Annotated in this window: 19 protein-coding genes; 5 read left to right on the forward strand and 14 right to left on the reverse strand. The window is 69.4% G+C overall.

Annotated features, from left to right (window positions below; translation table 11 throughout):
• Positions 1 to 73: 73 nt before the first annotated feature.
• The 4 genes from ACWDU1_RS13820 to ACWDU1_RS13835 are packed head-to-tail and all read right to left on the reverse strand — an operon-like array spanning position 74 to position 3,367.
• The gene (locus tag ACWDU1_RS13820) at positions 74 to 589 is read right to left on the reverse strand and encodes a GNAT family N-acetyltransferase (RefSeq protein WP_449998499.1); all 516 of its coding nucleotides are present in this window, start codon (positions 587 to 589) and stop codon (positions 74 to 76) included.
• A gap of 4 nt (positions 590 to 593) precedes the next feature.
• Positions 594 to 1,577 (reverse strand): ABC transporter substrate-binding protein, encoded by a 984-nt coding sequence (locus ACWDU1_RS13825; RefSeq protein ID WP_449998501.1) that lies wholly within the window; start codon positions 1,575 to 1,577, stop codon positions 594 to 596.
• 36 nt (positions 1,578 to 1,613) lie between these two features.
• The gene (locus ACWDU1_RS13830; protein WP_449998503.1) at positions 1,614 to 2,414 is read right to left on the reverse strand and encodes an amino acid ABC transporter ATP-binding protein; all 801 of its coding nucleotides are present in this window, start codon (positions 2,412 to 2,414) and stop codon (positions 1,614 to 1,616) included.
• Complete coding sequence (locus tag ACWDU1_RS13835) at positions 2,411 to 3,367, reverse strand: amino acid ABC transporter permease (RefSeq protein ID WP_449998505.1); 957 nt, start codon at positions 3,365 to 3,367, stop codon at positions 2,411 to 2,413. The genes ACWDU1_RS13830 and ACWDU1_RS13835 overlap by 4 nt, the downstream gene beginning before the upstream one ends.
• Positions 3,368 to 3,535: 168 nt before the next feature.
• On the opposite strand from ACWDU1_RS13835, the gene ACWDU1_RS13840 reads away from it, so the two are divergent.
• A complete protein-coding gene (locus ACWDU1_RS13840) occupies positions 3,536 to 4,465 on the forward strand; it encodes a TIGR03564 family F420-dependent LLM class oxidoreductase (protein ID WP_449998507.1) in 930 nt (309 codons plus the stop codon).
• Positions 4,466 to 4,549: 84 nt separating this feature from the next.
• On the opposite strand, the gene ACWDU1_RS13845 is transcribed toward ACWDU1_RS13840, so the two are convergent.
• Entirely contained in the window at positions 4,550 to 5,473 is a 924-nt protein-coding gene (locus ACWDU1_RS13845) for an NmrA/HSCARG family protein (RefSeq protein ID WP_449998508.1), read from the reverse strand.
• Positions 5,474 to 5,580: 107 nt separating this feature from the next.
• Here ACWDU1_RS13845 and ACWDU1_RS13850 point away from each other — a divergent pair, with 107 nt between their 5' ends.
• The 4 genes from ACWDU1_RS13850 to ACWDU1_RS13865 all read left to right on the forward strand — a co-directional run bounded on the left by ACWDU1_RS13850 (position 5,581) and on the right by ACWDU1_RS13865 (position 9,038).
• On the forward strand, positions 5,581 to 6,153 hold the full coding sequence (locus tag ACWDU1_RS13850; protein ID WP_449998510.1) for a TetR/AcrR family transcriptional regulator: 573 nt from the start codon (positions 5,581 to 5,583) through the stop codon (positions 6,151 to 6,153).
• A gap of 166 nt (positions 6,154 to 6,319) precedes the next feature.
• A complete protein-coding gene (locus ACWDU1_RS13855) occupies positions 6,320 to 7,192 on the forward strand; it encodes an ABC transporter permease (RefSeq protein WP_449998511.1) in 873 nt (290 codons plus the stop codon).
• Complete coding sequence (locus ACWDU1_RS13860) at positions 7,189 to 8,250, forward strand: taurine ABC transporter substrate-binding protein (protein ID WP_449998513.1); 1,062 nt, start codon at positions 7,189 to 7,191, stop codon at positions 8,248 to 8,250. The genes ACWDU1_RS13855 and ACWDU1_RS13860 overlap by 4 nt, the downstream gene beginning before the upstream one ends.
• Positions 8,247 to 9,038, forward strand: coding sequence for an ABC transporter ATP-binding protein (locus tag ACWDU1_RS13865; RefSeq protein WP_449998515.1), 792 nt, complete (start codon positions 8,247 to 8,249; stop codon positions 9,036 to 9,038). The genes ACWDU1_RS13860 and ACWDU1_RS13865 overlap by 4 nt, the downstream gene beginning before the upstream one ends.
• Before the next feature lie 6 nt (positions 9,039 to 9,044).
• Here the strand turns inward: ACWDU1_RS13865 and ACWDU1_RS13870 are convergent, their stop codons facing one another.
• The 9 genes from ACWDU1_RS13870 to ACWDU1_RS13910 all read right to left on the reverse strand — a co-directional run.
• Complete coding sequence (locus ACWDU1_RS13870; protein ID WP_449998517.1) at positions 9,045 to 9,353, reverse strand: hypothetical protein; 309 nt, start codon at positions 9,351 to 9,353, stop codon at positions 9,045 to 9,047.
• A gap of 54 nt (positions 9,354 to 9,407) precedes the next feature.
• Positions 9,408 to 10,346 (reverse strand): sigma-70 family RNA polymerase sigma factor, encoded by a 939-nt coding sequence (locus ACWDU1_RS13875; RefSeq protein WP_449998518.1) that lies wholly within the window; start codon positions 10,344 to 10,346, stop codon positions 9,408 to 9,410.
• A gap of 11 nt (positions 10,347 to 10,357) precedes the next feature.
• Positions 10,358 to 11,548: an NAD(P)/FAD-dependent oxidoreductase gene (locus ACWDU1_RS13880; protein ID WP_449998520.1), complete on the reverse strand. Its 1,191-nt coding sequence runs from the start codon at positions 11,546 to 11,548 to the stop codon at positions 10,358 to 10,360.
• A gap of 81 nt (positions 11,549 to 11,629) precedes the next feature.
• The gene (locus ACWDU1_RS13885) at positions 11,630 to 12,103 is read right to left on the reverse strand and encodes a RidA family protein (RefSeq protein WP_449998522.1); all 474 of its coding nucleotides are present in this window, start codon (positions 12,101 to 12,103) and stop codon (positions 11,630 to 11,632) included.
• A 129-nt stretch (positions 12,104 to 12,232) separates the two neighbouring features.
• Positions 12,233 to 13,882: an aminopeptidase P family N-terminal domain-containing protein gene (locus ACWDU1_RS13890; RefSeq protein ID WP_449998524.1), complete on the reverse strand. Its 1,650-nt coding sequence runs from the start codon at positions 13,880 to 13,882 to the stop codon at positions 12,233 to 12,235.
• 60 nt (positions 13,883 to 13,942) lie between these two features.
• Entirely contained in the window at positions 13,943 to 14,722 is a 780-nt protein-coding gene (locus ACWDU1_RS13895) for an ABC transporter ATP-binding protein (protein ID WP_449998526.1), read from the reverse strand.
• Between the two features lie 36 nt (positions 14,723 to 14,758).
• Entirely contained in the window at positions 14,759 to 15,787 is a 1,029-nt protein-coding gene (locus tag ACWDU1_RS13900) for an ABC transporter substrate-binding protein (protein ID WP_449998528.1), read from the reverse strand.
• 47 nt (positions 15,788 to 15,834) lie between these two features.
• Positions 15,835 to 16,686, reverse strand: coding sequence for an ABC transporter permease (locus ACWDU1_RS13905; RefSeq protein ID WP_449998530.1), 852 nt, complete (start codon positions 16,684 to 16,686; stop codon positions 15,835 to 15,837).
• Between the two features lie 216 nt (positions 16,687 to 16,902).
• Positions 16,903 to 18,353 (reverse strand): aldehyde dehydrogenase (NADP(+)) (locus ACWDU1_RS13910; RefSeq protein WP_449998531.1); only part of this gene is annotated, 1,451 nt, incomplete at its 5' end.

Here is an 18,353-nt window from a genome sequence, read left to right on the forward strand (position 1 = left end):
GCTGACCACACGCGCAGACGCGGGGGCACACCCTGAGCCGCGCGCACCGGGGTCCGGGCACCGGCCCGGGCCCTCAGGCGTGAACTTCGGTCTCGCCCGCCGACCGGATGTCTTCCACCACGTCCAGGTACTTCTCGAACGGGTGCAGCGGGCCGATATCGACGACGATATCGCGGGGCAGCGCCGTATATCCGGCGGCGTTGTACAGCGCGACGGCCTCGGGCTGGCGGGGGCCGGTGGTGAGGAAGACGCGTCGGTAGCCGCGGCGGATGATCTCGGCTTCCAGTTCGTCCAGCACCAGCCGGCCGAGGCCGCGACGGCGGTGGGTCCGGGCGGTCCAGATCCGCTTCAGTTCCGCGGTATCGGCGTCGTAGCGGCGGAACGCCCCACCGGCCACCGGCCGGTCGTCCTCGACGACGACCAGCAGGGCACCGTCGGGCGGGGCGAACTCACCGCCGGGGTGGCCGGTCAGATCGGTGTGCACCTCGTCGACCGTTTTGCCGTAGCGGCTGCTGTACTCGATCGCCAGCTCGGCCAGCAACGGCGCGGCCAGCGGATCGTCCTGGCGGACGTGGACGATACGGCGCATGGGTTCATCCCTCCGGTTTCGGCAACCCGGGTGGGTTGATCCTCGACTCTGCCACCACCTCGCTGCCGAGCCCCCACCGGTCGATGACCTGCTGATACGTTCCGGTGTCGATGGCGTGCCGCAGGGCCGCGTGCACGGCGGCGATCAGGCCGTTGTCCTTCTTGGTCGCCACCGCGATCTCGGCCTGCAGCGCCTCCCCCGCCCCGGAGAAGGCCGCCGCGATCTTGGTATCTCCGGAGGTCGCGGAATGATAGACGGCCACCGGGTTCGGCCCGAGGTACCCGTCGATCCGGTGCGAGGACAAGGCCAGGTAGTAGTCGGTGGCCTGCTGGTAGTAGGCGATATCGATGGCGGGCAGGCCCTCGTCGATATTCTTCTCGTTCCATTCGACCAGCAGCTGTTCCTGATTGGTGCCGCTGCCGACACCTATCCGCTTACCGGCCAGCGATTTCCGGTCGGTGTAGGTCCAGTCGGTGTCCTTCGGAACCTCGAGGGCGATATTGTCGAGCCGGTAGGTCGCGAAATCGTATTTCTGTTTCCGCTCCTCGGTGACCGTGACATTGGAGATGAACGCGTCCACCTCGCCGGAGTCGATCTTCACGAAGTTCTGCGACCAGTCGGCGGCGAGCACCTCGAGCCGCAGCCCGAGGATATCGGCGATCAGATAGGCGAAATCGACTTCGGACCCGACCAGGGTGCGATCGTCGGTGGCGTGGAACCGCAGCGGCGGGCCGGTGGTGGCCGACCCCGTGACCACCAGGGTGCCCCGGTCCCTGATGGCCGGCGGTACCTGTGCGGCGATGGCGTCGACCTTCTCGGTGCGCACCCGGGTGGGCTGTTCCGGGGACAGATCGAACACCTGGCCGTCGGGGGTGCGTACCTCGTTGCCGGCCTCGCCGCCGCCACCGCAGGCACCGGCGGTCAATGCCACCGCGGCGAGTACTGCGGCCAGTACGGCCCGTGGCCGCCCGGTTCGGGAGAAACGCATCAGTTGTCCTCTATTCCGGTATCGGAGGCGCGCCGGTCACAGCACATGCGCCAGAAAGGCCTGGGTACGGGGATGTTCGGGGGCGTCGAGCACCCGCCGCGGCGGGCCCTGCTCGACGATGCGGCCGGCATCGAGGAAGACGACGGTGTCGGCGACCTCGCGGGCGAATCCGATCTCGTGCGAGACGATCACCAGGGTGGCGCCGTCCTCGGCGAGCCCGCGGATGGCGTCCAGTACCTCGCCCACGAGTTCGGGGTCGAGCGCCGAGGTGGGTTCGTCGAACAGGATCACCCGCGGGCGCAGCGCCAGGGCCCGCGCGATGGCGACCCGCTGCTGCTGGCCGCCCGAGAGCTGCCGTGGATAGGCGTCGGCCTTGTCCGCGAGACCCACGCGGTCCAGCAGGCCGATCGCGGCGGATTCGGCCGCCGCGCGGTCGCGCCCCTGGGCCGCGACCGGGGCGAGCGCGATGTTCTCGCGCACCGTGAGATGGGGGAAGAGATTGAAGTTCTGGAAGACGAACCCGATCCGGGAGCGCTGCCGCAGGATCTCCCGTTCGGGTAGTTCGTGCAGTGTGTTCCCGCGCCGCCGGTAGCCCACCAGTTCGCCCGCGACCCGGACCGTGCCCGCGTCCACCTTCTCCAGATGGTTGATGGTCCGCAGCAGGGTCGATTTTCCGGAACCCGAGGGTCCGACGATCACGGTCACCTCACCGGTGCGCACCGCCAGGTCGATACCGCGCAGCACTTCCACACCGCCGAAGGACTTCCGGATACCGCGCAGTTCGACGGCGAATTCGGCGGCACCGGCCACTCCCCGGGATTGTTCCGCGGTGCTCATCGCCGCTCCCCGGTGATCTCGGCGAGGGTGCGGCGCACCCGCTGCAATGGCGTCGGCGGGAGTTCGCGTTCGCTGCCTTTCGCGAAATGCCGTTCGACGTAGTACTGCACGACGGTGAGGACGGTGGTCAGCACGATGTACCAGACCGTCGCGACCATGAGCAGCGGCACCACCCGGCCGTTGCGCCCGAATATCACCTGCACCTGGTAGAAGAGTTCGGCGATGGCCATCACCGAAACGATCGAGGTGCCCTTGAACAGGCTGATCACCTCGTTCACCGCGTTCGGCAGAATCCCGCGCATGGCCTGCGGCGCGACGATGGTGAAGAACTGCCGCCGCCACGGCAGCCCCAGCGATTTCGCCGCCTCCACCTGACCCGGATCGACCGAGATGATGCCGGCCCGGATGATCTCCGCGGCATAGGCGGCCTGATGCAGTGCCAGGCCGATCACCGCGGCACCGAATCCGCTGATCACGCCGTTCACGTCGAAGGAGACGAAGCCGGGCCCGAACGGTATGCCGAGGGTCAGGGTGCGGTAGAGGTAGGCGAGGTTGAACCAGAACAGCAGTTGCACGATCAACGGGATCGACCGGAACGCCCAGACGTAGGTCCACGAGATCACCTGCAGGACCGGGTTGTGCGAGAGCCGGCCGATGGCGAGCCAGATACCGAGAAAGAAACCCAGCAGGGTGCCGTAGAGGGTCAGTTCCACGGTCACCCGCAGGGCCTTCAGCACCGCGTCGGCCGTGAAATATTCGGCGAAGGTCGGCCAGTCCCAGCCGGGGTTGGTGACCAGTCCGTGCACGAACTGCGCGACCAGCACCAGGGCCACCGCCGATACCAGCCAGCGCCACGGGTGCCGGGTCCTGGCCACGGGCAGTGCGGACTCGTCATCGGCGCCCGGCGGCGCCCCGGTGGTCCCGGTGTCGCCGGCCGATGCGACTGCGCTCATGACAAATCCGATCCTCCGGCGGCACCCATCCCCGGCTCCGTCGAACTTCGACCGGGTGGTGAGGCCCACGGTAAGGAGGCCGTAGATCGTTGTCGCCGTTCATATTCAGGCTGAGTTCAATGGGGTGGCGGCGGAATACGCCGCACCGGGCGCGGGGTTGCGGCGGGCATGTCGTTCACCGCACCTGTCGGAATCGCCCTCCAACCGCGCCCGGGCGCGGCCAACGCCGTCGACGATGTCGTCGACCGAGCCCGGACCGCGCAGCGCGCCGGGATAGACCGGGCCTGGTTCGCGCAGCGCTTCGATACCGACGCGCTCTCGATCGCCGCGGTCGTCGGCGCCGCCGTCCCGGGTTTGCGGGTCGGGACCTCGGTGGTACCGATCAATCCGCGCCATCCGCTGGTGGTGGCGAGCCAGGCCCAGACCGCGCACGCGGCATCGCACCGCCGGTTCACCCTCGGGCTCGGGCTCGGTGCCGCGGCCCTCGAAGAGCCGGCGTTCGGCCTGGTGACCGAACGTCCGATCCGCCGGTTGCGCGAATACCTGACCGTCCTGCGTTCCGTACTCAACACCGGCACCGTCGATTTCACGGGCGAGACCCTGTCGGCGGCTCCCGCGCTGCCGGCCGGGGTCGCCGGAGGTGAGGCACCCGATATCGTCGTCGCCGCCATGGGCCGGCAGGCGCTGGCGGTGACCGGCGAACTCGCCGACGGCACCGTGCCGTTCCTGGCGGGTCCGCGCACGCTGAGCGAGTACATCGTGCCCCGGATCCAGGCCGCCGCGCAGGCGGCGGGGCGCCCGGCGCCCCGGGTGATCGCGGGCGTGGCGGTCGTGGTGACCTCCGATCCCGACCGGGTACGCGCCCGCGCCGCCGAACAGTTGTCCTTCTACGACGGCATCCCGTCCTATCGCACGGTCCTCGACAGCGAGGGCGTCGCCGGGGCGGCCGAGCTGGCGGTGATAGGCACCGAGGCCGAGGTCGAGGCGGAACTGCGCCGGTACGCCGACGCGGGCGCCACCGAACTCCTGGTCACCCAGACCGAACTGGGCGGGGCCGAGGACGAATCGCGCACCTGGCAGTTCCTCGGCTCCCTGTAGCACTCGAACGGGAGGCGCGGCACTACGCGTGCCCGTCGCCGCCGATCCCGGGCCGCGGCGCCGCCGTCCCCGGCCCGGGATATTTCAGGCGTCGGCCCGCATATAACGGGCCGCCCACTCCTCGAAACCGGTGAGCGAGAGGCCCAGGGCGCGCGCGTACTCCGGCCGGGCGGGCTGGCCGACCACGTTGATGAACTCGAGTCCGGCGCCCATGGGCGGCATTCCGGCGGCGAAGGCCTGTTCTTCGGTCATATCCGGTGCGACCACGGGGGTGCCGAGGGTTCGGGTCAGGACTTCGGCGATCTCGGACATCGAGCGGTAATCGCCGGCCAGTTCCAGTTCCACGCGGTGAAACCGTTCCGGTGCGAGAACGGCCGCGGCGGCCGCCGTTCCGATATCGTCCACCGCGGCCAGCGACAGATGTGTATGGGGCTTCAACACTCCCACCAGGCCACCCTCCACTCCGCGCGGGAACAGATAGGCCATGGACGGCAGGAAGTTCTCCATGAAGAAGCCCGGTTTGAGCAGCGTCCAGTAGCGGAATCCCGCCGTGCGGAGCCGATCCTGGATGGCGGTCTTGGCTTCCATACTGGGTGCCATTCCCGCCCAGCGGCCTTCGGCCCAGCCCGGGAGTTCCGTGTGCTGGCCCGCACCGCTCACGGACGTGTGCACGAAATGCTCGACCCCGGCGGCCAGCGCGCCTTCGATGAGGTTGAGGCCCTGGACCACTTCGCCGGCGAATTCGAATCCCGCCGCCGTGATCGGAGGCATCTGCACGGAGAAGACCGCCCGGATCCCCTTCGCGGCGCGGGTCACCGATTCGCGGTCTTCGAGGTCGCCGGCGACCAGTTCCACACCCCCCGCCGCGAGGGCCCGGGCCCGGTCTCCGGCCGGGTCGCGTACCAGCGCGCGCACCGGCACACCGGCCGCGCGCAGGGCGCGGGCGGTGGCCCCGCCCTGTTTTCCGGTTGCCCCGGTGACCAGGACCGGTTCGGTTCGTTCGGGCATAGCGCTACTCCTCCGAGTCGGGCGAATCACTAAACGGCGGGGCCCGCCGTTTACTTACCGCTACGATATGGCGGGGGCCGCCACTTAGCAAGCCCGGAGAGGACGCCATGCCCGAGACCCAGCGTGCCGACGCCCGGCGCAACTACACCCGCATCCTCGCGGTCGCCGAGGCCGAGGTGGCCCGGCACGGCGCCGCGGCCTCCCTGGAACAGATCGCCCGCACCGCGGGGGTCGGCTCGGCGACCGTGCGCCGCCACTTCCCGACCCGGCGCGCACTATTGGAAGCGGTTTCCCGGCAGCGGATCGAGGTCCTGGGTGACCGGGCGCGCGAACTGTGCGGCGACGCGGACAGCCGTGCCGCGCTGCTGACCTGGCTGCACGAACTCGTCGACTACTGCGTGGCGGCCCGCGGCCTGGCCGCCGCGTTGAGCTACGACGGGGCCGATCCCGAATCCATCCACGAAAACGCCTGTTCGGCACTCCTGGAACAGGCCGCCGCCCCCCTGCTCGCGCGGGCCGTGCGCGACGGTGTCGCGGCGGCGGACCTGACCGTCGCGGACCTCATCACACTGATCGTCGGAATCACCCTGGCCGCCGAGCCCTACCCCGATCCGGCCGCCCGGGCGGACCGCCTCTTCCGGCTGACCGTGGCGGGGCTGGCCCCGCGCGACCGGTCGTAAAGACCGGTATTTCGCTCACGCCGCGCACAACCCTCCTGTCGTACCGGCCGCGCTCGGTACGTTCGCGTCTCCGGCCGATCGTCGACGGCCGGGCCGGTGGCCCTGTCGGGGCGGGATGTGTGGAGTGTGGCGTGACCGACGCGGGGTGCTGTATCAGGGGTGGCCGATGAGTACGGCCACCACCACGCCGGAAACCACCACCGTGGCGCCCACGCGGACCCGTGCCCGATACCGTCGGCTGGTCCGCCCGGTCCTGACCCGGCTCGCCGCCCTCTTCCTCGTTCTGGGTGCCTGGTCGCTGGCGACCGCCGCCGGCCTGGTCGATCCGCTGTATCTGCCGTCGCCGGGCGCGGTGTGGGACGCGTTCGTCCGCGCCAATACCCGGCACCGGATCGCGCCGGGTATCGACCGCATGGTGATCGGGGAGCAGAACTACTACCTGTGGGAGCATCTGGCCGCCAGCCTGCAGCGGATCGGTGCGGGCGTCGGGCTGGCCGTTGTCGCCGGGCCGCTGGTGGGTTTCGTGATGGGCATGCTGACTCCGGTCCGGCTGATCACCGAGCCGATTCTGAACTTCCTGCGCGCGCTACCGCCGCTGGGCTATATCGGACTGCTGATCGTCTGGTTCGGCATCGGCGATGTCTCCAAGATCTGGCTGCTGTTCCTGGCGGCGTTCCCGCCCATCGCCATCGCCACCCTCAACGGTGTGGCCGGCGTCCGGCAGGACTATCTCGATGCCGCCCGCTCGCTGGGAGCGGGCCGCGGGCAGGTGATCGCGCGGGTGGTATTGCCCGCCACACTGCCCGAGGTGATCGGCGGTATCCGGATCGCCACCGCGTTCGCCTGGACCACCGTCGTCGCGGCCGAACTCAACAACGGCATCCCGGGGATCGGCGGCCTCGCCTATATCTCGGGCACGCAGCTCGACACCCCGCTGACCATCGCCTGCATCGTCGTCATCGGCTGCGCGGCACTGGTTCTCGATTCGATTCTGAAAATCGCCGGTGATGTGGCGGTTCCCTGGAAAGGCAGAGCATGAAGCGCAGATTCCGTACGGCCCTGGCCGCGGTCCTGACCTTGGCGGCGGCCGCCACCGCCGGTTGCGTGGAATCCGGGCGCGACGATACCGGCGCCGAGGGCGCCGCCGCGGCCTGCCCGTTCGCCCCGGAAACCGCGATCACCGCCACGGCGCGAATCGGTTATCAGGCCATCCCCAACGCCGACCTGTACGTCAAGGATCGCGGCCTGCTCGAGGCGTGCCTGCCCAACGCCACCATCACCTGGAACCAGTTCTCCTCCGGAGCCGATGTGGTGCAGGCGTTCGGTGCGGGCGGTATCGATATCGGCACCCTCGGTTCCAGTCCTGCCACCAAGGCGGTCTCGGCCCCGCTGAATCTGCCGGTCCGGGTGCTGTGGATCCACGATGTGATCGGGAAATCGGAATCGCTGGTGGTCAAGGATGGTTCGGTGACCGCTCTGGCGGGGTTGCGGGGTAAACGGGTCGCCACGCCGTTCGGCAGCACCGCGCATTACAGCCTGCTCGCCGCGCTCGACCGCGCCGGACTGGGCGGGCAGGTGAATCTGATCAATATGCAGCCCGAGGCCATCCCCGGTGCCTGGAACGGCGATCAGATCGACGCCGCCTGGGTCTGGGATCCGACCTTGTCGAAGCTGATCGAAACCGGCGGTACGGTCCTCACCTCCAGCGCCGAGACCGCCGCGCAGGGCGCACCCACCTTCGATGTCGCCGCCGCGGCCACCGCCTTCCTCGACCGGCACGCCGACTTCGCGGCGGTCTGGGCGAAGGTTCAGGATTACGCGATCGGGCAGCTCCGCGGCAATCCGCAGGAGGCGGCGGTATCGCTGGCGGCGCAACTCGGAATCGATCCGGAAGCCGCGCAGGCACAGCTGGCCGGATACACCTACCCGGACGCCGCGGAACAGGCCGGGCCGCGCTACCTCGGCGGCGATTTCGCCGGTTCCCTGCGCAACACCGCCCAATTCCTGCTCACGCAGGGCGGTATCGCCGCGGTCGGCGACGAGAAGTCCTACCGCGCCGCGCTCTACCCCGATGCCGCGCGGGCGGCGGCACAGTGACCGGGTCGGGCCCGAACCGGGTGACCCTCACCGGCGTCACCAAGACCTATCCCGGAGCGGACGGCCCCACCGAAGTCCTCGCACCCACCGATCTCACCATCGACAGCGGTGAATTCGCCTGTGTGGTCGGGCCTTCCGGCTGCGGGAAGACCACGCTGCTGAATATGATCGCCGGATTCCTGCCACCGTCGGCCGGCACGGTGCGGGTGGGTGACCGCGTCGTCGACGGACCCGGTCCGGAGCGCGGTGTGGTGTTCCAGCGGCCCGCCCTCTACCCCTGGCTGTCGGTGCGCAAGAACGTCGAATTCGGCCCGTCGGTGCGCGGTATCGCCCGCGCCGAACGCGGCGCCGAGGCCGACCGGCTGCTGGCCCTGGTCGGGCTCGAGGGGCTGGGGCGGCGCAAGCCCTACGAATTGTCCGGCGGTCAGCAGCAGCGCGCCCAGATCGCCCGCGTCCTGATCAACGATCCCGGCATCGTCTTGATGGACGAGCCGTTCGGCGCGCTGGACGCGCTCACCCGGGAGAAACTACAGGGTGGACTGCGCACCCTGTGGCGGGAACGCCGCAAGACCATTCTGTTCGTCACCCACGGTATCGACGAGGCACTGCTGCTGGGCACCCGCGTGATCGTCATGGGCACCCGCCCCGGCCGGATCATCTACGACGAACCGATCGCCTTCACCAGCGATCTCACCGATACCTCGTTCACCGAGATCCGCGCGCACCCAGGATTCGCCACCATGCGCGACGAGGTGGCCCGGCATATCTACGCCGCCCACGGCGCCTGATCCGTCCTAGCCGGGCTCGCGCCGCAGGCGGAAACCGAGGCGGGCCGCGACCAGCCCTGCCAAGGCTCCCACCAGTGTCGGCGCCACGACCAGCCCCGCCCAGAACCACCGGGTCGGCCACATCTTCCCCACCATTCCGTCGAAGGGGTCGAATACCGGGTCCGCCTCATAGGTCGCGTAGTAGCAACTGACCGAATCGGGCCCCGTGATCCACCACACGGCGGCCACCACCACAACCGCTATCCCGCACAGGAATCCGAACACCGTGGTGCCGAGCACGGTGGATCCCACCGCGCCGGAACGCTTATCACTCATACACCTTCAGTCGATCAGCGGGCGACCATCGCTACACCGCCCCGGCACTCGGCCTCACCAGTCCCCGATGAACGAATCGACACGCTCGCCACGGAACCACTGTTCGCTGACCCGGCCGGTACGCGCGGGCGCGGCCATTCCGGCGACCGACGCGATCCTGCCGTCGCGGACCTCCAGCACCACCACGCCCACCACCCGCTCCGGGGTGGCGGCGATCAGCGCGGGCGTGCCGTTGACGATACCGGCGTGCATCGACACCGGAACATCGCCGACCAGCCGCCGTTTCGCCGGAGTCGGCACGAACCCGGCCCGGCCGATCGCGGCGATCTTCTCGGGCGTCGGGATGAGGCGCAGCTTCTCGCTGAGACCCGCCCCGTCCGACAGCGCGGTCGCGTCGTCGGTCAGTAATGCCACCAGCCGGTCGGTCCGCCCCGAGGACGCGGCGGCCACGAACTCCTCCACGATGCGGCGCGCGGCGGCGAGGTCGATCTCGGCGGCGGCGCGACCGGCGGCGATCCGGCGCCGGGCACGCAGGGCATGCTGCTGACTGGCCGATTCGGTGATCTCCAGGATGGCGGCGATCTCGGCGTGACTGTGTGAGAACGCCTCCCGCAGAACGTATACCGCGCGCTCCACCGGTCCGAGCGTTTCCATCAGCCGCAGTACCGCGAAGGTCACCGATTCGCGCTGTTCGGCCGTTTCGGCCGGGCCCAGCATCGGGTCGCCGTCGAGCAGCGGTTCGGGCAGCCAGGCCCCGGCCGTCCGTTCCCGCCGCGCCTGCGCCGAACGGAGCCGGTCGAGTGCGAGGTTGGTGACCACCTTGGTCAGCCAGGCCTCGGGCGTCTCGATGTACTCGCGGTCGGCGGCGTGCCAGCGCAGGAACGCGTCCTGCACTACGTCTTCGGCGTCGGCCGCCGATCCGAGCAGACGGTACGCCAACGAGGCCAGCCGGGCCCGGCCGGCCTCGAAACGCGCCACGGTGGCGGTGTCCATGAGCACTTACCCTAGGCCGCGGCCGCCTCACCGGTGCGGGCCGACGCGGTTTTCAGATGATGCCTGCGCACCGGCAGGCCCCAGGTCGGGTGGGCCAGACTCCACGGCCCGGCGCCCAGCACGGCCGCTTTGAACCGCGCGGCGGGACGGCCGCGCAGCGACCACGATTTCGACCGCGCGTCCTTGCCGACCGTCTGGAAGATGGCGTCCTTGCGGCCGAGGCTGATGTGATTGCCCACGTACGCCAGGGCGGTTCTGCCGATGGCGCGACCGGTGAGGTCGCCGATGATCGCGGCCGATGCCTGCATACTCGTGAAGCCCGCCGACGCGCAGGACATGGGCAGCGGCCGGCCGTTCTCGCCGATCACGAAAACGCTGTCGCCTGCCGCGTACACCTCCGGATGCGAGATGGAGCGCATCATCCGGTCGACGGTGATCTGCCCGGTGTCCTCGACGGCGAGCCCGCTCGCGGCGGCCAGCGGATGGACGCCGAAACCCGCCGCCCAGACCGTGGCGTCACCGGTGATGACGGTGCCGTCCGCGGTCACCACACCGCTCGCCTCCACCCGGGTCACAGTGGTGTGTTCGTGCACCGTGATCCCGAATCGGTCGAACGCCTCCAGCAGATGCCGCCGCGCCCGCGGGCTCAGCCAGCCGCCCGGCTCGCCACTGGTGACCAGTTCGATCCGCAGGCCGGGCCGGGATTCGGCGAATTCGGTGGCTGCCTCGATCGCCGTCAGATTGCCGCCCACGACCAGGACCGTCCCGGTGCCGTCCAGTTCGTCCAGCCGGGCCCGCAGCCGCAGCGCCGCCGGACGTCCTGTCACGTGGAAAGCGTGTTCGGCCACCCCCGGGACGCCGTGATCGGCGACAGTACTGCCGAGTGCGTAGAGCAGGGTGTCGTATTCGAGTTCCCCGGTCCCGTCGCTATCCGTCACGGTGACGGTCCGGGCGGCGGCATCGACCTCGGTGACGTAGGCGGTGCGCAGCCGGATACCGGTCCCGGCGAACATCTCGGCCAGTGTGTAGCGTCGCAACTCCTGGCCGGCCGCGAGTTGATGCAGGCGCAACCGCTCGACGAATTCGGTTTCGACATCGACGACCGTGATCTCCACATCGTCGAGGTGCAGGCGGCGGGCGAGGTTACCGGCCGTGTAGGCCCCGGCGTATCCGGCTCCGAGAACGATGATGCGGTGCTTCATGTCGTTGCTCCTGTCTGTTCGCGTGCCTTCTGAACGAGATGGCACCCGAATCCATGACAGGATCATGTGTGATGTGGGTCACTATTGAATGGCGACCGTGGCGTCCAGTTCCACGAGCGCGCCCTGCGGGAGCACCTGGGTGGGCAGCGCGGTCCGGGCGTGCCCGCCAGCCGCGCCCAGTACAGTGCGCAGCAGCCGCGAGGCGCCGTCGGCCACCGTCGGCTGGTCCACGAAATCCGCCGCACTCGCCACCCAGATATTCACCTTCAGCACCCGCGCGACATTCTCCAGCCCGACCGCGTCGTCGATCCGTCCCAGCAGGTTGAGTGCGCTGATCTCGGCCGCGGCGATCCCGTCTTCGACGGTCGCGGTCTCCCCCACCCGGCCGCCCAGGATCACCCCGGAAGCCGTCCGCGAGATCTGGCCCGACACCCAGAGCTGGTCACCCCAGCGGGTGGTCGCCTCGTAGGCGTACCGGGGCGCGCCGAGGCGCGGGAGTTCGAGGTTCGTTTCCGCGAGACGGTCGCGAATGGCAGAGGTGGTTGTCTCGGTCATGAATACTCCGATTCGATAGAGCTGGGCACGGCCCGGACCGGCGGCGGTCGCCCGGCCGCGTGCGGGCGGCTCGCCGGTCCGGCCGGAGTTCCGGCCGGACCGGCGGGGTTTCGGAGCCGGCTCCGGGATTCAGCGCTTGCTGACGATGTAGGTGCGGTCCCGGCCGATGTACCAGAGGTCCTCGGTGCCGATGGCGGCGTTCTCGTAACGCCACGGGATCTCGGCCGCCCCGTACGAACCGACGTCCAGCACATGCTTGTACCCGGGCCGCAGTTCGTTGGCGAACGATTCCTGCTTGCCCATGAGGTGACCGACATTGCGCTTGCGGTATTCGGTATCGAAATCGACCTCGGTACCGAGCATCCCGATCTCGACCATCCGGTCCAGATGCGGCGCGAGATACCGCAGCGTGCCCTCGTGGACGTCCTCGCAGATGACTCCCGGCGCGAGCTGCCCGATGATGCCCTCGCGCACCACATCGAAGAAGAAGGAGTACGCCTCCTTCGCGGCCGGAGTACGCGGCAGTGAGCGGGCCATATCGGAGGTGGCGACGACGACACCGTCCATCACCACCCGGACCCCGGCGTCCAGCTGGATACAGGTCGTCTCGTCGTCGATCGGGAAATCGACGGGCGGTCCGGGGAAGAGCATCCGGTTGGAGGAGTGCAGGTTGGTGAAGTACGCCTCGACCCCGAACGGGATGGCGTTGGCCGTGCGGAACTCGTCGATCTTGTCGAGATACACCGCGTAGATATCGAGTTCGGTGAACTCCCGCCCCGCCTCGAGTCCCGCCTCCGCCCAGGCCAGCGCCTCTTCGATCGCGAACACGCTGGTCCGCGCGGCCACCACCTGGAACGCCAGATCCTCGTGGTCGCGGATATCGCGCCAGTGCCCGAGCTCGTGGGATACCGGGACCAGTTCGGCCTGAGCGAGTTCGAGCTCGCGGGCCAGGCCGACCCCGATCCATTCGTCCTCGACGCCGACCCGCGGACCGGCGGCGAGCTCACGCACGGCGGCACCCACCGACGGGTAGCGCCCGCACTGCGCCCCGGCGATCCCGGTGGTCCCTTCCGGCGCCAGCACCAGCAGTTTCCCGGATTCGGCGAGCCACAGCGCGACCGCGCCGTCCGGTTGCGCGAATCCGGTCACCTCGGTGAAGTTCGGCGGCGCCGCGAGCAGCAGCGCGTCGAGCGAGCGGTCCGCGACCAGCGCGCGCAGGGCGGTATAGCGGCTGTCCTCGGCGGCGGTGAACTCCGTCTCCAGGCCCGCGAGGTGCGCGACGCCCTCGATCAATCGCCGCGCGGCGCCGATACCGGTTTCCCGCCACCCGGCGAACCGGGCGCGGACCGCGTCCTGGTCGATCTCGTAGGCGAGTACCGGCGTGGGCGCCCGTTCCTCGGTGACGAGATCGACCGCGCCCGCCAGCGCCCGGTAGTGGCTGTACACCACATCGGCCGCCAGACTCACCGTCGCACCGTCCGCGAGTTCGGCGACCAGAGCGGTCAGCGACGGCGACGCCGGGGTGTCGGCGACGACCCGGGGGTCGATGGTCACCCACGGCGCGTAGAACCTGATCTTGTCCTTGGGTACCCCCGCCGAGAGCGCGTTGCCCTGTTCCTGCTGGCGGACCAGCAGATACTCCTGATCCCCGGCCCGCGCGATCAGCGGCGCCACGAACGGATGGGAGTCGAGGCGGATCGCGGAGAAGAGCAGGCTCTTCCGCGCGTCCAGTCCGTAGGTCTGTACTACCTGGCCGGCGTCGGCGGTGATACGCAGCATTTCGTGCCTTCGGTGTCGGGATTCGGTTCGGGAATCGGTGTCGGGTCGGGCGCCGGGCCGTCAGCTGATGCCGGCGGTCACCCCGATATGGGATTCGATCTCGGTCGTGTAGTCGGAGAACTCCTTCGAGTAGCGGTGCTGCTTACCGCGCGGCCGCGGCAGGTCGATGGTGATATCGGCGACGATCCGGCCCGGTTTGCCACCGACCACGACCACCCGGTCCCCGAGCCAGACGGCCTCGGGAATGCTGTGGGTGACGAACAGGACGCTGCAGCCGGCGGCCTGCCAGATGCGCTGGATCTCGAAGTTCATCGAATCGCGGGTCATGGCGTCGAGCGCGCCGAAGGGTTCGTCCATGAGCAGCAGTTCCGGACGCGATACCAGGGCCCGGCAGATGGCGACCCGCTGCTGCATCCCGCCGCTGAGCTCATAGGAATAGCGCGTGGCGCGATCCCCCAGCCCGACCATCTCCAGCAGTTCCTGGGCGTAGCGGCGCGAATCCTCGGTGCGGGTACCGCGGAATTCCAGTGGCAGCAGCACATTGTCGATGTTGTTGCGCCACGGCAGCAGTACCGGGCTCTGGAACACCATCGCGATATCCTCGACGCCGTCGCTGATGGGACGGCCCTTGACCAGGATCTCGCCCGCGGTGGGCTGCTGCAGTCCGGAGATCGTCTTGAGCAGCGTGGTCTTACCACTGCCCGACTGGCCGACGATCGAGACGAACTGTCCCGGCTTCACATGGAAGTCCAGACCTTCGAGCACGGTGTTGTCGTGACCGTCCCGGGACCGGTAGGTCATTCCGATGCCGTTGACCGAGATGGCGTATTCGTTGTTCATGAGGCCCTCCGCCCTGCTGATATGGGGCTTGGATTGTTACGGGGCTGCGATTTCGTCGCCGCGATGCAGCGGTTCGAGGAAGTCGTTGCTGTAGATGTCTTGGGGAGTGAGTCCGCTGTTCGGTTTCAGGCCGAGGAATTGCTGTGCCACGTCGAGCACCTTCCCGACGCCCGCGTCGTCCATGACGCCGAATTCGTCCACCGATTCGTCGGCGTTCCAGTTGAGCGAGCACTGTTCGCGGATCGCCAGCACGATGGTCGGGACCTCGTAGCCGGTCACCTCGCGCTGGAAGTCCTGTGCCGCCTCCTCCGGATGCGCGCACGACCAGAGGAAACCCTTCTGCATCGCGCGGTTGAACCGGCGCACCTGATCGGGGTCGCTGCGCAGCTTCTCGTCGGAGACCACGATCCCGTTGCCGTAGAGGTCGATACCGAGATCGGCCCATTTCAGGACCACCGCTTGCCGGTCCAGGGCGTCGATGGCGGGTTCGTCGGAGATGTAGAGCGCGAGGTTGGCGTCCCACTGCCCCGCCATCAGGCCCGGGATCTTCGAACCGCTGGAGGCGTGCACGAGGTTCACCTCGTCGGCCGCGAGACCGAGCCGGCTCAGGGCCAGCGGCCACATGGCGGTCATCGCGCCGGCGCCTTCGGTGGCCAGGGTGCGGCCCCGCAGATCGTCCCAGCTCTTGATCCCGCTGTCGGCGAGACCCACGACCGCGTAGGCGGATCGGGCCTGCAGCAGATTGATCTGTTTCACCGCCGCGCCGCGGCCCTGGTTGAGGACCGTGGTGCCGAAATCCGCGAAACCGGCGTCCACCCGGCCGGTCTCGACCGAGGTGACGGTATTGGTGGAGCCCGAGCCCGGCATAACGGTGAGGTCGATACCTTCGGCGGCGAAGAAACCGCGATCCACCGCCGCGAAGAACGGCGCGTGCTTGGGCAGGTATCCCACGTCCATCATGAGGGTCATCGAGTTCTCGCCGCCGCCGGACGCACAGCCCGGCAGTGCCAGCGCCAATGTCAGCGCGCCGATGATCGCGGCCAGTCTGCGCTTGGGTGCGCGCATCCGAATCTCCGATCGCGTGCTCATCCGGGCGGTCTCCGATCGCGTGCTCATTTCGCGTGGTTCTTCCACGGAATCAATTTGCGGCCCGCCAGATCGACGAGGAAGAACAGCGCGAGCGCGATGGCGGCGAGCACGATGAAGGCCGCGAACATCGAGGGCAGATCGACCTGACTGTTGGCCAGCAGGATGACATAGCCCAGTCCCTTGGAACCGGCGATGAATTCACCGACCACCGCGCCACCGACGGCGAGCGAGATGGAGATCTTCGCACCGGAGAAGATCGACGGCAGCGCGTAGATCATCTCGATCTTCGACATCTTCTTCCACGCCGAGGCCCGGTTGATCCGGGCCAGTTCCTGCAGTTCGTGCGGTACCGAGCTCAGGCCGTCATAGGTGTTGATCACCAGCGGGAAGAACGCGATCGCCATGGCGACGAACGCCTTGGACTCGAACCCGAATCCGAACCACACGATGAACAGCGGCGCCAGCGCGACCTTGGGAATCGTGTCGATCGCGACCAGCGCGGGATACAGGAAGCTGCGGATCGTCGGCGAATAGTGCAGCGTCGCCCCGCACAGCACCCCGAGCGCGGTGCCCAGCGCGAAACCGGCCAGGGCCTCCTGCAGGGTGACGAAGGTGTTGGTCGCGAAATAGTCGGGCCGCGCGGCCAGCTCCTGGAAGGCCGAGACCGGTCCCACCAGCAGGAATTCCGGCGGATCGAAGACGACCACCAGCAACTGCCAGACGGCGAACAGGCCGACGATGCCGGTGACCGCTTTCGCGGCGGTGACCAGCGATTCGCGATTGAGCATCTTCGGACGGGCGGGGGCCTGGGTGCGGAGTCCCGGCTCGGCGGAATACGGACGCGGCGGGTCCGAGGTGATTTCGGGCGAGGCCATGATGGTGACTCCGATCAACAGGTGCGCGATGCGCGGACAGCGCCTGGCCGAAAGCAGGCGACCGGTGAATACGGGCTGGGGGCGGCCGGCGGTATGCCGTGGCCGGGAAGTTCACGCAGCGTGCACCGGGGAGCCGTGCGTGGTGCTGGATATGTCATGGAAACCTCGAGATCGGAAGTACGGCCGGACGCCGGGTGGGTGGCCGGCGGGCGGCGGTCAGCCGGTGGGCAGCGCGTCGCGTCCGGGTTCGCCGTCGACGCGCCGCCACACACCGAGCGGGTTGTCGTCGCGGACCTCGTGCGGCAGCAGCGCGGCCGGAACGTCCTGGTAGGCGACCGGTCGCAGGAAACGCTCGATCGCGAGCGTCCCGACCGAGGTGGTCCGGGCGTCGGTGGTGGCGGGGAACGGCCCGCCGTGCACCATCGCGTGCCCGACCTCGACCCCGGTGGGCCAGCCGCCGAACAGGATGCGGCCCGCCCGTTCCTCCAGCAGCGGCAGCAGTGCCGCGGCGAGCGGATGGTCGGACTCCCCGGCGTGCACGGTGGCGGTGAGCTGCCCCTCCAGCACCCGCACCGCGGCGGTGAGTTCGGCGGTATCGGCGCAGCGGACCAGCAGTGAGGTCGCACCGAACACTTCGGCCTGCAGTTCGGGTTCGGCGACGAACCGGGACCCTTCCACCGTCAGCAGCCGGGCCGACGCGGCGGCCGCCCCGTCCGGTCGCGCACCGCAGGCCACCTGATCGACGCCGTCCCGGGCGGCGAGTTCCGCACCGGCGGAGTCGTAGTGCCCGGCGATATCGGTGGTGAGCATGATCGCGCCCGCGTTCGCGGTGACCGCTCCGGCCGCCGCGGCGACGAACTCGTCCAGACCGGGGCCCTCGACCGCGAGTACGAGTCCGGGGTTGGTGCAGAACTGGCCCGCGCCGAGTGTCAGCGAGCCCGCGAACCCGGCCCCGAGTTCGGCGCCGCGCCCGGCCAGCGCCGCGGGCAGCAGCAGTACCGGGTTGATACTGCTCATCTCCGCGTACACCGGGATCGGCACCGGCCGGGCCGCGGCCACCGCCGCGAGCGCCAGCCCGCCCCGCCGGGAACCGGTGAACCCCACCGCGCGGATGCGCGGGTCGGCGGTCAACCGGGTGCCGATATCGTTTCCGACCCCCACGAGCTGCGAGAACGTCCCGGCGGGCATACCGGTGTCGGTGACCGCGTCGGCGACGGCCCGGGCCACCAGTTCCGCGGTACCCAGATGCGCCGGATGCGCCTTGACGATCACCGGGCAGCCCGCGGCCAGCGCCGAGGCGGTATCGCCGCCCGCGGTGGAGAAGGCCAGCGGGAAGTTGCTCGCCCCGAACACCACGACCGGCCCCAGTGCGACCCGGCGCTGCCGGATATCGGCGCGCGGCGCGGTGCCGGACCGGCCCGGGTCGATCCGGGCGCCCTGCCAGGTTCCCGCCCGCAATTCGGCGGCGAACAACCGCAGCTGGCCGCTGGTGCGGCCGACCTCGCCGGTGAGCCGGGCGACCGGCAGCGCGGTCTCCAGATGCGCGCGTTCGACCAGGACGTCGCGGCGTTCGTCGAGCAGTCCGGCGACCCGTTCCAGGAATCCGGCCCGCTGCTGCGCGGTGGTCGCCCGGAACTCCGCGAACGCCTGTTCGGCCAGTTCGCAGG

Source organism: Nocardia sp. NPDC003345 (assembly GCF_053589395.1).

Coding starts and splice junctions, on each gene's coding strand:
- ACWDU1_RS13820 (WP_449998499.1), bottom strand. CDS start 589: ATGCGCCGTATCGTCCACGTCCGCCAGGACGATCCGCTGGCCGCGCCG.
- ACWDU1_RS13825 (WP_449998501.1), bottom strand. CDS start 1,577: ATGCGTTTCTCCCGAACCGGGCGGCCACGGGCCGTACTGGCCGCAGTA.
- ACWDU1_RS13830 (WP_449998503.1), bottom strand. CDS start 2,414: ATGAGCACCGCGGAACAATCCCGGGGAGTGGCCGGTGCCGCCGAATTC.
- ACWDU1_RS13835 (WP_449998505.1), bottom strand. CDS start 3,367: ATGAGCGCAGTCGCATCGGCCGGCGACACCGGGACCACCGGGGCGCCG.
- ACWDU1_RS13840 (WP_449998507.1), top strand. CDS start 3,536: ATGTCGTTCACCGCACCTGTCGGAATCGCCCTCCAACCGCGCCCGGGC.
- ACWDU1_RS13845 (WP_449998508.1), bottom strand. CDS start 5,473: ATGCCCGAACGAACCGAACCGGTCCTGGTCACCGGGGCAACCGGAAAA.
- ACWDU1_RS13850 (WP_449998510.1), top strand. CDS start 5,581: ATGCCCGAGACCCAGCGTGCCGACGCCCGGCGCAACTACACCCGCATC.
- ACWDU1_RS13855 (WP_449998511.1), top strand. CDS start 6,320: ATGAGTACGGCCACCACCACGCCGGAAACCACCACCGTGGCGCCCACG.
- ACWDU1_RS13860 (WP_449998513.1), top strand. CDS start 7,189: ATGAAGCGCAGATTCCGTACGGCCCTGGCCGCGGTCCTGACCTTGGCG.
- ACWDU1_RS13870 (WP_449998517.1), bottom strand. CDS start 9,353: ATGAGTGATAAGCGTTCCGGCGCGGTGGGATCCACCGTGCTCGGCACC.
- ACWDU1_RS13875 (WP_449998518.1), bottom strand. CDS start 10,346: ATGGACACCGCCACCGTGGCGCGTTTCGAGGCCGGCCGGGCCCGGCTG.
- ACWDU1_RS13880 (WP_449998520.1), bottom strand. CDS start 11,548: ATGAAGCACCGCATCATCGTTCTCGGAGCCGGATACGCCGGGGCCTAC.
- ACWDU1_RS13885 (WP_449998522.1), bottom strand. CDS start 12,103: ATGACCGAGACAACCACCTCTGCCATTCGCGACCGTCTCGCGGAAACG.
- ACWDU1_RS13890 (WP_449998524.1), bottom strand. CDS start 13,882: ATGCTGCGTATCACCGCCGACGCCGGCCAGGTAGTACAGACCTACGGA.
- ACWDU1_RS13895 (WP_449998526.1), bottom strand. CDS start 14,722: ATGAACAACGAATACGCCATCTCGGTCAACGGCATCGGAATGACCTAC.
- ACWDU1_RS13900 (WP_449998528.1), bottom strand. CDS start 15,787: ATGCGCGCACCCAAGCGCAGACTGGCCGCGATCATCGGCGCGCTGACA.
- ACWDU1_RS13905 (WP_449998530.1), bottom strand. CDS start 16,686: ATGGCCTCGCCCGAAATCACCTCGGACCCGCCGCGTCCGTATTCCGCC.